Origin of the sequence: Sphingorhabdus lacus, assembly GCF_009768975.1 — a bacterium.
GTDB lineage: Bacteria > Pseudomonadota > Alphaproteobacteria > Sphingomonadales > Sphingomonadaceae > Sphingorhabdus_B > Sphingorhabdus_B lacus.
In genome coordinates this window covers 2779030-2793647 of sequence record NZ_CP035733.1, presented here as the reverse complement: position 1 = coordinate 2793647, position 14618 = coordinate 2779030, and the positions used below count along the sequence as shown (strand labels likewise).

The window sequence follows — 14618 nt, the reverse complement described above, 5'->3', positions numbered from 1 at the left end:
CCCATGTTGCTGATCATCGGTTTTCTCTTGGGCGTCGCAAATTTTGCGATGCACAAGGCTGTGGTGGAATCGGGACATCCCTTTGTCGAGGATACCAAGCGCTATTTTGGCAAGCATATCGGTCCCTATGGCAGCTATGCCATTGAACTGGCGTTGCTGATCGGGGCGTTATGGCTGGCGAACGAGGGATCCGTACTAATCACCCTTTTTTACGCCGCCTATACGGGCATGAATGTGATCGCGACCTGGCTGTTGCTGACGGGCAGGGGCTAAGGCACCAAAGACCCTTTGTTATTGGCCGCCGCCTGCCTATATGGCGCGGGTGCCGCCTTTAGAAACTCCGACCGATACCAAACCCGATTTCGCCGTCATGCGGCGGTTCCTGCCCTATTTATGGCCAAAGGACCAATTCGGGCTGCGTGTACGCATCGTCGGCGCTCTTCTTCTAGTCGTTCTTTCCAAGCTTGTGCAGCTGAGCATGGCGTGGCTTTATGGCGCTGCGGTCGACCGCATGGTTCCGGGCATGGAAGATGGCGTTGCCATCGCCATTGCTCTGGTCGCGGCCTATGCAGGGGCGCGTTTTAGCGGCGTATTATTCGACAATTTACGCAATGTCGTTTTCGAACGCGTCGGGCAGGACGCCACGCGCCGACTTGCCGAAAATGTCTTTGGCCATTTGCATAATCTGTCGATGCGGTTCCATATGAACCGGCGGACAGGAGCCGTCACCAAAGTCATTGAGCGCGGTACCAAGAGCATCGATATCATGCTCTATTTCCTGTTGTTCAATATTGCTCCGACGCTGCTCGAGTTGATTCTTGTGTCCGCTTATTTCCAGATTGAATTTGGCTGGGGCCTTGTCGCGGCGACATGGGTGATGGTGGTCGCCTATATCAGTTTTACCGCGGTCATCACGAACTGGCGCAACAAATTGCGCGAGGAGATGAATGAACTGGATACCCAGACGGTCGCCAAATCAGTTGACAGCCTATTGAACTATGAAACCGTCAAATATTTCAACGCTGAAAAGCGTGAGGCCGCCCGCTACAACCAGGTTGTCAGCCAATGGGCCGATGCGGCGGTAAAATCGGAAAATTCGCTGGCTATCCTGAATATCGGCCAATCGCTGATTACAAATCTGATGATGGCAGGTGCCATGGGCTATGTCGTTTGGGGCTGGTCACAGGGGCAGTTTACAACTGGTCATGTTGTGACGGTCAACACGCTGCTCGCGCAACTTTTCCGGCCGCTGGATATGCTCGGAATGGTGTATCGCACCATCCGCCAGGGCCTGACCGATATGGCGGCGATGTTTGATCTGATCGATACAGCGCCGGAAATAGTCGATGCCCCGGGTGCTCCATCGCTGGTCATCAGGGGCGGCGCACTCGCCTTTGAAAATGTGCAATTCGGCTATGAGGCAAATCGCCCGATCCTGAAAGGTGTGAGCTTCGAAATTCCGCCGGGTGGCCGGCTTGCCGTTGTTGGACCATCGGGCGCGGGAAAATCGACGATCGCGCGGCTGATCTATCGCTTTTACGACGTCACCGGTGGACGGATCACGATTGATGGTCAGGACATCCGGCAGATTACGCAAAGCTCGTTGCGTTCCCAAATCGGAATTGTGCCGCAGGACACTGTGCTGTTCAACGACACTATAGGCTATAATATCGGTTATGGCCGCGAAGGAGCCGATCAACCGGCCATCGAGGAGGCCGCCCGCGGTGCCGCGATCCACAGCTTTATCAACTCCCTGCCCGAAGGTTACGAGGCCAAGGTTGGCGAGCGTGGGCTAAAATTGTCCGGGGGCGAAAAGCAGCGTGTGGCTATCGCCCGAACACTCCTCAAAAATCCGCCGATCCTGATCCTCGACGAAGCAACCAGCGCCCTGGACAGCCGGACCGAGGCAGAAATCCAGTCGACGCTCGACCGTATATCGGTACGCCGCACCACGATCATCATCGCACACAGGCTTTCTACAATTGTGGATGCAGACCGCATACTTGTTCTGGAAGCGGGGCAAGTTGCCGAACAAGGCACCCATTTCGAGCTGTTGGCCAAGGGTGGGCTCTATGCCGAGATGTGGGCACGGCAGCAGAATGAGGTCGAAGAGGAAGCGGTTACAGCCAGCTAGACCTCTCAACGCGCCTTTATCGACCGATGGTCAGAAAACCCAATCACGCACTCAATCATTTACAAAAGCAGTTCGCCCATTATTTCTTCTACCGCGACCCAACTATCCACAGCGGAGTCGCCTATGGTCGAAGCACGGTCTATCCTGGGCGAGATATCGGGGTTAGAGCCTAGCGCGATGGCCACCGCCCCTGCACCGATCAAAGCTGCCGATATATTGCACCGAGTGTTCGGCTTTCCCGCCTTTCGCGGGGTTCAGGAAGACGTCGTCGCCCGCGTGCTTGACGGTCGGAACAGTCTGGCCGTGATGCCGACGGGTGCAGGCAAGTCGCTCTGCTATCAATTGCCGGCGGTGATCATGGACGGCACAACCATCGTTATTTCCCCGCTCATCGCCCTTATGCATGACCAGATGCGGGCGGCCGATGCGGTTGGTATAAGGGCAGCGACGCTGACTTCGGCGGACGATAATCGCGCCGAAACGATGGACCGCTTCCGGCACGGGCGGCTCGACCTTTTATATGTCGCGCCGGAACGGGCGAACAGCTTCGAATTCCGGGGGCTGCTCCGTGAAAGCAAAATCGCGCTTTTCGCGATTGATGAAGCGCATTGCGTGTCCGAATGGGGGCATGATTTCCGTCCCGACTACCGGCTCTTGCGGCCGTTGATGGATGATTTTCCGAATGTTCCCCGCCTCGCCCTGACCGCGACAGCCGATGCCCATACGCGTGAAGACATTGCCGAACAGCTTGGCATTGCGCCCGACGGGATCATCGTCTCCGGCTTTGACCGGCCCAATATCCGCTATGCCATGAACGGCGGGGGCAAGGGCGGGGTCGCGTCGCTTGTGCGCTCCCTGAATGGTGCGGGCATTGTCTATGCGCAAACGCGGGACCGGACAGAAAAGATTGCAGCGCAGATCGCAGCGACCGGACGAACCGCGCGCTTCTACCATGCAGGAATGGAGCCGCGCGTGCGGGCAAAAGCGCAGGCCGATTTCGTCGCGTCCGAAGATATGATCATGGTCGCCACGGTTGCGTTCGGCATGGGCATCGACAAGCCCGACGTCCGCTTTGTCGTTCATGCAGGGCTGCCGAAATCGATCGAATCCTATTATCAGGAAAGCGGACGTGCCGGGCGTGATGGCGACCCGGCGGTTGCGCATATGCTGTGGTCTGCAGGCGATTTTACGCGCGCGCGCGAACGCCTGGCAGAGCTACCCGAAGAGCGGCGCGATGCGGAGCGGGTGCGTATCGATGCCCTGTCGCGCCTCGTCGAAACCCATGGCTGCCGACGCGCGATCTTGCTGCGGCATTTTGGCGAAGATCCGCCGGAGACCTGCGGCAATTGTGACAATTGTCTGGAGGCTCCCGCTGTCAAAGACGCGACGGAGCTGGCGCAAAAGCTGCTATCTGCTGTCTTTCGTACAGGGCAATTGTTTGGCGTCGGCCATTTGGAAAAGGTGCTGACCGGCAAAAGTGATGAGCGGGTTCTGAAATTCGCGCATGACCAATTGTCTGTGTTCGGCATCGTCGATGACCAGGAAGCAACGTCGCTCAAGCCGTTGGCGCGGGCGTTGCAGGCGCGGGGTAGCCTTGTTGCCAATGAACATGGCGGGCTCAAGCTGGCGGGTGATGCACGCCAGATCATGCGCGGCGAAAAAAAGGTCGAGATTGCGCTTGTGCCAACCGGACGTAAGCGGCGTGAACGCGGTGGCGGCAACCCGCTCGGCGATCCGCTGTTCGACGCGCTGCGCGCAAAGCGGCGGGAACTGGCTGAAGAGGCGGGTGTGCCGCCCTATGTCATATTCCACGATAGCACGTTGCGCGATATGGCGATGCTGAAACCGCGCAACCGGTCGGACATGGCGCTGGTCAACGGAGTCGGCGCACGCAAGCTGGATGCCTATGGCGACGCGTTTCTGGATGTGGTGCGCGAGTTCGCGGCGATCGCATGATGCAGGCCGCTTGTGCTAAATGCGCGATTAAAATATGGATCGAACCATGTTCAGAAAATTGACCGATATAATCTATGTAGCCCCGCAAATTGGCGTCGCCGACGTCAGCGAAGCGGCGGCTTTGGGCGTTACCCTTATCATCAACAACCGGCCGGAGGATGAGTCTGCCGACCAGACACCCGGTGCCGACGTCGAAGCCGCTGCCAATGCGGCAGGGCTTGCCTATGTAGCGATCCCGGTGACACATGCAGGTTTTGCCGAATGGCAGGTCACCGCCATGGCGGATGCGCTGGAAAAGGCCGAAGGCAAGGTGCTTGCTTATTGCCGGTCCGGCACGCGTTCAACTTTGCTATGGGCCCTCGCCCGGGCGTCCCGCGGCGACCATCCCGCCGTCTTGAGCGAACAGGCGGCGGATGCAGGATATGATCTGTCGCCCGTGACGGCGATGATGGATATGGTCCGCGGTCGCGCTTCATGACACCGGCAGTCGTCGAGATATTGAAGTTGGCAGGGTCAGTCGCAGCCATCCTGTTTCTGGCCTGGTTCGCGCGGAAATTGGGGCTCGGCGGCGATGTCCGTATCCGCAGCGAAGAGCAGGCCCGCGCCATCGCCGATGAAATCATCTGCGGATTTGATCCGGTCGATATCGCCATCGACAAGGCAGGAATCGGCGCATTGATGCGCGATGCCCAAGGCCGCCATTTGCTGGTCCGCCGCCATGGTGCACATTTTGCGGGCCGCTTGCTCGACAACCATAGCGAGACACGGCTGGACCAGAATTTCCTGACCGTCGGCACCGGCGAACGGACATTTGGCCGGGTCACGCTCAACCTTGGTAAAGAAGCGCAATATTGGGCCTCGGGCCTCAGGCATTTACGCACATGACCGAAAAACTGTTCAGCCCTGTCGACTATGCCGTTCCCTTCTTCATCCTGCTCGTCATTCTGGAAATGCTGTGGGTTCGCCGGAATGCGCCTGAGAAATATGAACCGCGCGATACGCTGACATCGCTGGCGCTGGGCACCGGAAGCACGGTTGCCGGCGCGCTCTTTGGCGGAACGATGTTCGCCATTGCTATGTGGGGCTATGGCTTTCGCATCACGACCATTCCCTGGACCTGGTGGGCATGGATTGCCTGCTTCGTTCTGGATGACTTTTTCTATTATGTTTTTCACCGGTCCGCGCATCGCGTCCGCTGGTTTTGGGCGGCACATGTCAACCATCACAGCAGCCAGCATTATAATCTGTCGACCGCGCTGCGGCAGACCTGGACCGGCTTTTTCGCCTTCACATTTCTTTTTCGCCTACCCCTGGTCTTTATCGGATTCCATCCGGCGATGATCCTGTTTGTCGGCGCGATCAACCTGATCTACCAATTCTGGATTCACACCGAGGCCATCTACAAATTTCCGTGCTGGTTCGAATTCATCATGAACACGCCGAGCCATCACCGCGTCCACCACGCCACCAATCCGCGCTACCTGGATCGCAACTATGCCGGGGTGTTCATCATCTGGGACCGGATGCTCGGCACCTTCACCGAAGAGGTCGAAGGCGAGAAAATCCGCTATGGCATCGTCAAGCAGCTCGGCACATTCAACCTGCTGTGGTCGGTATTCCATGAATGGGTTGGCATTGCACGCGACATCTGGTCCGCACCGTGGAAACATAAGTTATCCTATGCGTGGCGGCCACCGGGCTGGAGCCACGACAACAGCCGCGACACGTCGGACACGATCCGCCAACGCTGGCTGGACCGGCAAACGCAGCAGCCTGCAGAATAGCCTTATTTACACTCTTGCCAGCAGTTAATCGTCCGATTAAACCCACTCCCGAAGAGGAGATGGCATGGACGAATTTGACATCATCGTGGTTGGCGGTGGCTCGGCTGGCAGCGCGGTGGCCGGACGTCTGTCCGAGGGCGGCCGCTATTCCGTCTGCCTGATCGAAGCCGGCGGGACCAATAATAATATGCTGGTCAAAACGCCCGGATTCATGCCCTTCATTCGCGGCGCGTCTAACTGGAAATATGAAACTGTCCCGCAAAAGGGGCTTAACGGACGCACCGGTTACCAACCGCGTGGCCGGGGCCTTGGCGGGTCCAGCGCCATCAACGCGATGGTCTATATTCGCGGACATAAATGGGACTATGACAATTGGGCCGAGCTCGGCTGTGACGGTTGGTCCTATGATGATGTTCTGCCCGTCTTTAAACGGTGCGAAGACAATGCCCGTGGCGCCAACCCCTACCATGGCGCAGGCGGACCTCTCTCCGTTATGGACCAGCACTGGCCACAGGCAGGCAGCCTTGCCTTTGTAGAGGCGGCAGCAGAATTGCAGTTGCCCCGCAACTCCGACTTTAACGGCGCAAGCCAGGACGGCTTCGGCCTGTATCAGGTGACGCAGAAAGACGGCGAGCGCTGGACGGCAGCCCGCGCATATGTGGAACCGGCGCGAGACCGGATGGAAATCATCACCGGCGCCCTTACTGAAAAGATCTTAGTCGAAAATGGTCGCGCCACCGGCGTCGTCATCGCGCAAGGCTGGGGCCGCAAGCGCACGGTCCGTGCGCGCGGCGCAGTGGTCCTTTCGGCGGGCGCCTTTGGCAGTCCACAGATATTGCAGCTTTCGGGCATCGGCCCTGCGGCGCATCTGCAAAGCCTAGGCATTGACGTTGTCCACGACAAAGCTGCGGTCGGTGCGGATTTGCAGGACCATATCGATTATGTCTCCAGTTTCGAAACCACGTCGAAAGAGGATTTCTTCGGCGACTCACTGAGCGGCACCGTCCGCATGGCGAAAGCCTTTTTCGAACACCGGCGCAAGCGGACCGGCATCCTGACCACCTGTTTCGCCGAAGCCGGTGGCTTCTGGCGCTCCACGCCCGAAGCGCCTGCTCCCGACATCCAGTATCATTTTGTACCCGCAATGCTCGAAGACCATGGGCGCACCAAGGTCAAAGGCCACGGCTTTAGCTGCCACGCCTGTGTCCTTCGCCCCGAAAGCCGCGGGACGGTGCGCCTTGCCTCGCCCGATGCGCGCAAGGCGCCGTTAATCGATCCTGCGTTTCTGACGGACGAGCGCGATATGGCAACCTTGCGCCGTGGTGTCCGCGAGATGCACCGCATATTCAGCGCGCCGGCACTTGCTGCCTATGGCGGCAAGGACAGGCACCCCGTCAACATCGACAATGATGCCGAACTGGATGCCCTGATCCGTAGCCGCGCCGACACCGTTTACCACCCTGTCGGCACCTGCCGCATGGGGCCTGATGCCGATGCCGTGGTCGATCCACGGCTGAAATATCGGGGACTCGATGGCCTCTATGTTGCCGACGCCAGCATCATGCCGCGTCTGGTTTCGGGCAATACCAATGCGCCCAGTATCATGATCGGAGAGCGTGCCGCCGAATTTATCCGTGCCGATTTGCAATAATCTTGCGGAAAGCCGCCCGCACCGCTAACGGCGGGCGCGCTATGGGCAACAACAGCACAGAATATTTCAGCACACGCGGAAATGCGGATATCCTGGATTTCGCAGGCGTCACTCTCACCGGCCTTGCGGGCGACGGCGGGCTCTATGTGCCAACGCACTGGCCCCGTTTCACGCCGGAGCAGATTAAGGCCATGCGCGGGCTGGACTATGTGGCGCTTGCCGCGCGTGTCATGGCCCCGTTCACTCAAGGCGTTCTGAGCGAAGATGAGCTGCAGGGTCTGTGCAAAGCCGCCTATGGCAGTTTCGCGCACAGCGCGATTGTCCCCCTGAAACAGCTTGATAGCCAGCATTTCCTCCTCGAACTTTTTCACGGCCCCACATTGGCGTTCAAGGATGTCGCGCTGCAGTTGCTGGGCCAATTGTTCGAGCGATTCCTGTCGGGAACCGACAAGAAGCTGACGATTGTCGGGGCGACGTCGGGCGATACCGGCTCCGCGGCCATTGATGCCGTGGCCGGACGCGACCAGATTGAGATTTTCATGCTGCACCCGCACGACAGGGTATCGGATGTGCAGCGCCGACAGATGACGACCATCCTTGCCCCCAATGTGCATAATATCGCCATTGAAGGCAGCTTTGACGATGCACAGGCCATGGTGAAACGCATGTTTGGTGACCGCGACGTCAATGGGCCACTGACGTTATCGGCGGTTAACTCAATCAACTGGGCCCGGTTGATGGCGCAAGTGGTCTATTATTTCGCCGCCGCCTTACGCCTCGGTTCGCCAGACCGGACAATTGCCTTCTCGGTTCCAACCGGAAATTTCGGGGACGTTTTTGCAGGCTATGTCGCCGCGCAAATGGGTTTGCCGATCGAACGGCTGATCGTTGCCACCAATGTAAATGACATATTGCACCGCGCCTTGGCCAATGGCGATTATTCGGTTTCGGGCGTCACGCCGACCGCAGCTCCTTCCATGGACATTCAGGTGTCGAGCAATTTCGAACGCCTGCTGTTCGATCTCGAAGGGCGCAATGGCGCGGCTACATTGGCGCGGATGAAGGCGTTTGAAGCCAGCGGCCAAATGCAGATCGGTCCCGAAATGCGGTCCGAGGGCGATATTTTCATCAGCGCACGGGCTGATGCGGATGATATGGCGCTGGCAATGCGCTGGGCCTATGAACATTGCGGGGAAGTGCTCGATCCGCACACTGGTATCGCGCTGCACGCCGCGCGGGCCGAGATGATCGCCCCGCACATTCCGGTAGTGACCCTGGCCACCGCGCATCCGGCAAAGTTCCGCAACGCAGTGGAACGGGCCACGGGTGTTCGCCCTGCCCTTCCCCAGCGCCTTGCCAATCTGTTTGAACGCGAAGAGCGGTTTGACATTTTGCCGGGCGATTATGACGCGGTGCGGGACTATGTCCTTGCCAAGGCTGTGCGATGACCTTTGGCCTGAACACACAATAGCGCCTGTCATGGAGCCTCATTTCGTCACCCTGATCAGCGAACCGCGTCCGGATTATACCCTGATCGACAGCGGTAATGGCCGGAAATATGAAAGCTACGGCGACCGCCGTTTCATCCGTCCCGAACCACAAGCCATGTGGGCCCCGGCGATGGAGGAATGGGATGCGGACGCCGAATTTGTACCCGGTTCCGACGAAGATGGCGGCGGGCGGTGGTACAATAACCGTCCGGTTCCCATGGACGGCTGGCCGCTCGTCTGGAATGACGAAGTCACCTTCAACGCGCAATGCACGCCCTTTCGGCACCTTGGGTTCTTCCCCGATATGGACCCTGTGTGGCGCTGGATGCGGGGCGAGATTGCGGGCGTTGCGGATCCGGTGGCGATGAACCTGTTTGGCTATACCGGTGTCGGAACCTTGGCATTATCCGCCGCAGGTGCCCAAATGGTGCATGTCGATGCATCGAAGAAGTCCGTCGCGCAGGCCCGCGCCAATGCGGAAATGTCGGGTATGAGCGATCGTCCGATCCGCTGGATTGTCGATGACGCGGCAAAATTCGTGGCGCGCGAGGTCCGACGGGAAAAGCGCTATGATGGCATATTGCTGGACCCGCCCAAATATGGACGCGGACCCGAAGGAGAAGTCTGGCGGCTTGAGGAAGATTTGCCGGGTCTGATCGCCAATTGCCGCAAATTGCTCGACCGAGATTCGCGATTCCTGTTCCTGACAGTCTACGCGGTACGCATGTCGGCACTCGCACTAGGCGGTTTGTTGAATTCCCATTTCGCGGATTTGGGCGGCAAGGTGGAGTTCGGAGAACTCGCCGTCCGGGAGCAGGCACGCGGCCTGTTGCTGCCCACTGCAATATTCGCGCGCTGGTCGCAATAAGGAGCATTATGGCCGACTCCCTCATACTTGAAGTGCATGATCTTGTCGTCAATGTCCTGACGGGCATTTACAGTCAGGAAACGCATCTGCCGCAGCCGCTGAAAATCTCGATCAGCGCGACGCTCGATATTGCCGATCGCTACACACCCGATACTCCGCTCGACGCATCGAAAAACTATATGACGTTGAAGGAGGCGGCGACGCACCTTCCCGAGGGCGTCCATTTCACCTTGATCGAAGCGGTTGCCGATCACATCATCGAAAAACTGTTCGATGATGATGCGCGGATCAGCCATATCAGCGTCAAGATAGTGAAGCTGGCGATTGCCGAAGACGGTGAAGCCATCGGCATTACAATGGCACGGAGCCGCAAGTGACAACACAGGCGCCGCTCGCATTAGTCACGGGCGGCAAGCGCCGCTTGGGCGCGGAAATTGCCAAAACATTGGCGAAGGCGGGCTATGCCCTTGCACTTGTCAGCCATGTCGACAAGGCACCCGATGCGGACCTGCTCCAGATAATAGCCGAGCAGAACAGTGAATGGCATGCGTTCACATGCGACCTTGGAAACCCTGAAAATGCAGGGAAGCTGGTCAGCGAAGTGACCGCACATTTCGGTCGACCTGTTGATTTGCTGGTCAATAACGCTGCCATGTTCGGGCAGGATGACTGGCACGGCATGGATGTCGATACGCTGGAAGCGCATTTCCGGCTGAACCTGTTCACGCCGCTGCTTTTGGCAAAGGAAGTTGCGCAGGCGGCAGTTGGCGGCCCGCGACCCGCTATTATCCACATTCTCGACCAGCGCATCACCAATCCGCATGGCGACCAGGTCAGCTACACATTGTCCAAACAGGCGCTGGCGGCGTCGGTCCGGTCGATGGCCGCATCTTTCGGATCTGCAGCACGGGTGAACGGCGTTGCCCCCGGTCTTGTCATTTCAACGGATGATTATGATGCGGTGCTAGAGGATCGCCTTGCCCAGATGATGCCTTTGGGAGCCTTGCCATCGCCTACTGCGGTGGCCGAAACCGTGCTGTATCTCGCGCGGGCGACTGATGTCACGGGGCAGACTATTTTTGTCGATGGGGGGGGCCATTTGAAAAGCTTTGATCGCGATTTCATGCACCTTTGAAAGGCGCAAGGTTAGCGCACACGCCAGACCTTGATACCCTCGCCCCGCGATCCCAGCGGCTCGAGCCAAGCCGGAATCTTGCCCTTGGCCATCTGCGCCCATAATCCACCCGGATCCTTGCGGGCATAAATGGCCAGTTCGGTTTCTGCTGGGCATAGGGCAAGATAATTGATGCCGCGGGCCTTCAGCAATTGATGGGCAGCATCGGGCGATGACCGGAATATCTGGATATGGTCGTGCATCGCCTGCTCGTTACGATGATGGCTGCTGGCAAGGACGCTATGCGGTGTTTGCGCCAATATGGTCGGGCCCATGTCGAAGGTCGAAAGGAAATTCCCTTTGGGAAGCGAGCCAAGCGACCGGATGGAGAGCGCCGACTGGCACAGCACATCAGCAGCCTTGGTTTTGGCCTTGGCCGTGCTCACATTCCCGCCGTCCGGCAAGGCCTTGACCAGCGAGGATATTGCAGCTCCCGGAACCAGAAGGATAAGGATCGCAGCGATCAGACCGATTCTGCGGGCTGGAATTTTAGCTTGGCGATAGGCGCGGAAGAGCACGGCGATGAAGCTCGCAGTCACTGGAATGGCGAATGCGGTTGCGACCGAAATGGTGCGGACAACTAGCAAGGACAGCAGCACGCCGAAGAAGACGAAAAAGCCGATGGTCAAAAGCTGACGCCGGGCGTCACCCCGTAAACGGGCGCTCAAAAGGAACCAGCTGATTGCGCCGGCCACCAGACCGGCCGACAGGTTCAGCGCGACACGCCATGGCTGGTGCCAGATGGGCAAGCCTTCGGTGACGTTGCTATACCAATAGGTGCGGACCAGCGGGTCCATTCCACCGAAGGCACCGCCGACACATTGGGGCGCCATCGCCAGCAACAGGGCAAGCGCCAGACCCCCGGCCAAAGCCGCCGCGCCAAGCCGTATTTCCCAACGGTCCGGATGTACATAAGTCGCAGGGACCATGACGAGCGCGGCACTGGCTATGCCAAACATATGAGGCGGCGAGATCGTGTCGCAATAAGTGGCGGCGTAAAGACCCTGCGCCTGTGTTCCGAAGAAGAGCAGCACGGTGCAGACGGCAAAGCTGGTAATTGTCCAGAAAAGCCGCCCCTGCACGGCGGATCCCCGCACCCAGCCGATGCCGAGAAACAGGAAAAAGGCCGCCGTCATTGGCGCGCCTTCCAGCGAGATATGCAACCACACCGCCAGAGCGAGACCCAGCACTATGCCCGCCCTTCGCACGTCGGTCCGGAATAGGGTCGAGAGGGCAAGAACGGCCATGGCAATCTGCCAGCCATGATGGTCGATGCGCATGGGCCGAAGCTGCAAGAGCAAGGCACCCGACGACAGCGTGATCAGCGCCGCCGCCACGCCCGCTTCGCGCGACGCGATTTTCGTTGCGATCCCTGCAAGCATGTAGCTGATCCAGCCGAGCAGCAGTAAGGGAACCGCAATCCCGGCAAGAATCTCTGCCCACATCTGCCCCGTCAGCGGACGAAGAATCAGGATGAGTAACGCCAGCGGTACTTCGACCAGCCGCGACCAGTGCATGGGTGCACCGTCGGGACGGTTCATGCGGTATTGGGTGGTATCAAACCAGCTTTGACCGTTCAGGAAATCGCGCAACTGCACAAGCCGCAGGGCATCATCCGGGTCCCATCCCGCCAAAGTGCCGATCTGTGGCCAGCTCGACCAGATCAAAGCGGCGCTTACCAAAAGCCATAATAGCGCCAGCAGCCGAACCGGCATTGTCTCGCGACCAGATTGCGCCCCAAAATTCATCGGATACCCCCGCCGCCGGTTTAACGCGACGCAGCGCTTTTGTCTGCCTCATCTTTACGGCGGAGATAGAGCCATGGCACCTGGCCGGGATCGAACTGGGTCCGGTGATGCCGGTCAAAATAGGGCGGCATGTGGTCACCAACCAGCAGGATGTCCGCATCGGGAAAATCAGAGGCCGAAATCTCATCCGCCAAAGCGGTCTGGATGTCGTGATAGATGGCAAACTGGCGGCAAATCTGCGGAAACTCAGCCTTCAGCAACGGGGACACGCGTTCGCAATTGTCGACGTTCAGATTAAGCCCCGACGGCACCGGCAAATGCGAATTCAACGTCAGCCAGTATAGAAATGTCGGCTTTTGCGCAGCTTTCAGCTTTGCCGCAATTTGCTGCGGTATCTGCCGGTCACAAGCGCCCGGAAATACGCCGCCGCATTTTTCGGCGCCGGCCTTCATCATATCTTTGCCGAATTCGCGCTTGGCAAAGCCGATATTAGGATACCATTGCTCCCGCTTGAAGAAGGAGCCGGTGAAGCTGTGCATGGCCAGCGTGTCATAGCCCTTCTTCGCCAGAACATTGGGCAGGCATCCCGAATCCTTCCGGTCGAGAAGATCATAATAATCGCCCCACCGCCCACATAGTTCGCGGATTTCGCCGGCGGTGGTGCTGTTATAATAAGGCGCGGTTCCACGCTTGAAATCGTAACGGGCCTGAATCGCTGCATTATCCACCAGCGGAGCAAACAGCAGCTTTGCCATTTCGGGATTGTCTTTGGGAACGCCCATGGCCTCCACCACGATCAAAACCAGATGGCGTTTACCATCGGCGCGCGCGGCAAAACCGCTGTCACCGGTTGCAGAACCAAAGACCGCACCCTCTGGCGCAGCGCGGAAATAATGTCCGCGCATATCTTTCCCCATCCACAGGTCGACAGCAGCAAGCGAGATAAAGGCGACCGCGGCTGCAATGATCAGCAACGGACGCGCAAAATCAGTATCGCGGCGCAAAAGCTTGTACGCCGCAATCATGACGCCGATGATTGTCACCGCCCCCGCAATATAATCGAACGAGTTTGAAGGCTTTATCTCGGCAAAAAACTGCAGCGAATAAAAAAGCGACGACATGTCGAGGTTGAACAATCCACCGACAAATTTCAGGGTCGAAAATGTAAGTATGCCCACAAAGGCGAGATAACGGATCGCAAAGGGCATACGCTTGACCACAAGCCCGATTAGCCCGGCATAGACTATTTCCATATGCCGCGGGGGCGCGCCGGAAAACCACATGGCGGCAAAGCCGATATTGGCCAGCACGACCCAAACAAGAACCCAGTTTCCGAATTTCCGGACTTCGTCGTCAACCTGCCAGAGGGCAGGTTTTTCCATGTCGGCTGTCAGCGCGGTCACCGGAATACTCCCCATTTACGCATGGCATAGACAGCGACAAAACTGATGCCGATCGCCACCGCTTTCGAAGCAATTGGTTCGATACCCAGGCGACCGAGCAGTTCGACCGTCGTGACAGTGATCCCCAGGCCCACCAACGCAGACCCCGCAAACAGCGCCCGTTGCACATGAAGCGCCGAACCGTCGCGGGTCTTACCCGTAAAGACAATATTGGCGCTCACCATCCAATGGATGATGATGCCCACGCAATAGCCCGCCGCCGATGCAATCGTCGGGTCGACCGCCACGGCCACAAGGCCGGAGAACAGCGCAACGTCAAACAGCAGCGCAATGATGCTGGCGGCGAGATAGCGCGTGATCGTAAACCGGTGCCAAAGCACCAGTGCCGAGGCGATAGCACGATCCATGGC

14 protein-coding genes are annotated in these 14618 nt (G+C 58.5%); 11 read left to right on the top strand and 3 right to left on the bottom strand.

From position 1 onward, the window contains the following. Window positions 1-3 precede the first annotated feature (3 nt). From EUU25_RS13190 to EUU25_RS13140, 11 genes are all read left to right on the top strand, one after another. Window positions 4-273, top strand: a complete 270-nt coding sequence (locus EUU25_RS13190; RefSeq protein ID WP_158901679.1) for a hypothetical protein — start codon at window positions 4-6, stop codon at window positions 271-273. A 49-nt stretch (window positions 274-322) separates the two neighbouring features. Further along, window positions 323-2134: an ABCB family ABC transporter ATP-binding protein/permease gene (locus tag EUU25_RS13185; protein WP_425505185.1), complete on the top strand. Its 1812-nt coding sequence runs from the start codon at window positions 323-325 to the stop codon at window positions 2132-2134. A gap of 177 nt (window positions 2135-2311) precedes the next feature. Further along, window positions 2312-4090 carry a DNA helicase RecQ gene (gene recQ, locus EUU25_RS13180; protein WP_158903418.1) on the top strand — a complete coding sequence of 593 codons (1779 nt, stop codon included), beginning with the start codon at window positions 2312-2314 and terminating at the stop codon, window positions 4088-4090. A 46-nt stretch (window positions 4091-4136) separates the two neighbouring features. Continuing rightward, complete coding sequence (locus tag EUU25_RS13175; protein WP_158901675.1) at window positions 4137-4568, top strand: protein tyrosine phosphatase family protein; 432 nt, start codon at window positions 4137-4139, stop codon at window positions 4566-4568. Continuing rightward, complete coding sequence (locus EUU25_RS13170; protein WP_158901673.1) at window positions 4565-4975, top strand: hypothetical protein; 411 nt, start codon at window positions 4565-4567, stop codon at window positions 4973-4975. The genes EUU25_RS13175 and EUU25_RS13170 overlap by 4 nt, the downstream gene beginning before the upstream one ends. Further along, window positions 4972-5874: a sterol desaturase family protein gene (locus tag EUU25_RS13165; protein ID WP_158901671.1), complete on the top strand. Its 903-nt coding sequence runs from the start codon at window positions 4972-4974 to the stop codon at window positions 5872-5874. The genes EUU25_RS13170 and EUU25_RS13165 overlap by 4 nt, the downstream gene beginning before the upstream one ends. A 64-nt stretch (window positions 5875-5938) precedes the next feature. After that, window positions 5939-7525, top strand: coding sequence for a GMC family oxidoreductase (locus tag EUU25_RS13160; RefSeq protein ID WP_158901669.1), 1587 nt, complete (start codon window positions 5939-5941; stop codon window positions 7523-7525). Window positions 7526-7566: 41 nt separating this feature from the next. Next, window positions 7567-8973, top strand: coding sequence for a threonine synthase (thrC, locus tag EUU25_RS13155; protein WP_158901667.1), 1407 nt, complete (start codon window positions 7567-7569; stop codon window positions 8971-8973). Window positions 8974-9004: 31 nt separating this feature from the next. Further along, window positions 9005-9883, top strand: coding sequence for a class I SAM-dependent methyltransferase (locus EUU25_RS13150; RefSeq protein WP_158901665.1), 879 nt, complete (start codon window positions 9005-9007; stop codon window positions 9881-9883). A gap of 8 nt (window positions 9884-9891) precedes the next feature. Then, the gene (locus EUU25_RS13145; protein WP_158901663.1) at window positions 9892-10260 is read left to right on the top strand and encodes a dihydroneopterin aldolase; all 369 of its coding nucleotides are present in this window, start codon (window positions 9892-9894) and stop codon (window positions 10258-10260) included. Continuing rightward, a complete protein-coding gene (locus EUU25_RS13140) occupies window positions 10257-11018 on the top strand; it encodes an SDR family oxidoreductase (RefSeq protein WP_158901661.1) in 762 nt (253 codons plus the stop codon). The genes EUU25_RS13145 and EUU25_RS13140 overlap by 4 nt, the downstream gene beginning before the upstream one ends. Window positions 11019-11029: 11 nt before the next feature. On the opposite strand, the gene EUU25_RS13135 is transcribed toward EUU25_RS13140, so the two are convergent. Genes EUU25_RS13135 through EUU25_RS13125 form a run of 3 tightly spaced genes read right to left on the bottom strand, consistent with a single transcriptional unit; the run spans window position 11030 to window position 14615 of the window. Then, a complete protein-coding gene (locus EUU25_RS13135; protein ID WP_158901659.1) occupies window positions 11030-12805 on the bottom strand; it encodes a hypothetical protein in 1776 nt (591 codons plus the stop codon). A 20-nt stretch (window positions 12806-12825) separates the two neighbouring features. Further along, the gene (locus EUU25_RS13130) at window positions 12826-14208 is read right to left on the bottom strand and encodes a sulfatase-like hydrolase/transferase (RefSeq protein ID WP_158901657.1); all 1383 of its coding nucleotides are present in this window, start codon (window positions 14206-14208) and stop codon (window positions 12826-12828) included. Next, window positions 14205-14615 (bottom strand): GtrA family protein, encoded by a 411-nt coding sequence (locus EUU25_RS13125; protein WP_158901655.1) that lies wholly within the window; start codon window positions 14613-14615, stop codon window positions 14205-14207. The genes EUU25_RS13130 and EUU25_RS13125 overlap by 4 nt, the downstream gene beginning before the upstream one ends. Window positions 14616-14618: the final 3 nt, after the last annotated feature.

What these genes read in the sequence shown, in the direction of transcription:
- EUU25_RS13190 (WP_158901679.1), top strand. Translation starts at nt 4, where the DNA reads ATGTTGCTGATCATCGGTTTTCTCTTGGGCGTCGCAAATTTTGCGATG.
- recQ (WP_158903418.1), top strand. Translation starts at nt 2,312, where the DNA reads ATGGCCACCGCCCCTGCACCGATCAAAGCTGCCGATATATTGCACCGA.
- EUU25_RS13175 (WP_158901675.1), top strand. Translation starts at nt 4,137, where the DNA reads ATGTTCAGAAAATTGACCGATATAATCTATGTAGCCCCGCAAATTGGC.
- EUU25_RS13170 (WP_158901673.1), top strand. Translation starts at nt 4,565, where the DNA reads ATGACACCGGCAGTCGTCGAGATATTGAAGTTGGCAGGGTCAGTCGCA.
- EUU25_RS13165 (WP_158901671.1), top strand. Translation starts at nt 4,972, where the DNA reads ATGACCGAAAAACTGTTCAGCCCTGTCGACTATGCCGTTCCCTTCTTC.
- EUU25_RS13160 (WP_158901669.1), top strand. Translation starts at nt 5,939, where the DNA reads ATGGACGAATTTGACATCATCGTGGTTGGCGGTGGCTCGGCTGGCAGC.
- thrC (WP_158901667.1), top strand. Translation starts at nt 7,567, where the DNA reads ATGGGCAACAACAGCACAGAATATTTCAGCACACGCGGAAATGCGGAT.
- EUU25_RS13150 (WP_158901665.1), top strand. Translation starts at nt 9,005, where the DNA reads ATGGAGCCTCATTTCGTCACCCTGATCAGCGAACCGCGTCCGGATTAT.
- EUU25_RS13145 (WP_158901663.1), top strand. Translation starts at nt 9,892, where the DNA reads ATGGCCGACTCCCTCATACTTGAAGTGCATGATCTTGTCGTCAATGTC.
- EUU25_RS13135 (WP_158901659.1), bottom strand. Translation starts at nt 12,805, where the DNA reads ATGAATTTTGGGGCGCAATCTGGTCGCGAGACAATGCCGGTTCGGCTG.
- EUU25_RS13125 (WP_158901655.1), bottom strand. Translation starts at nt 14,615, where the DNA reads ATGGATCGTGCTATCGCCTCGGCACTGGTGCTTTGGCACCGGTTTACG.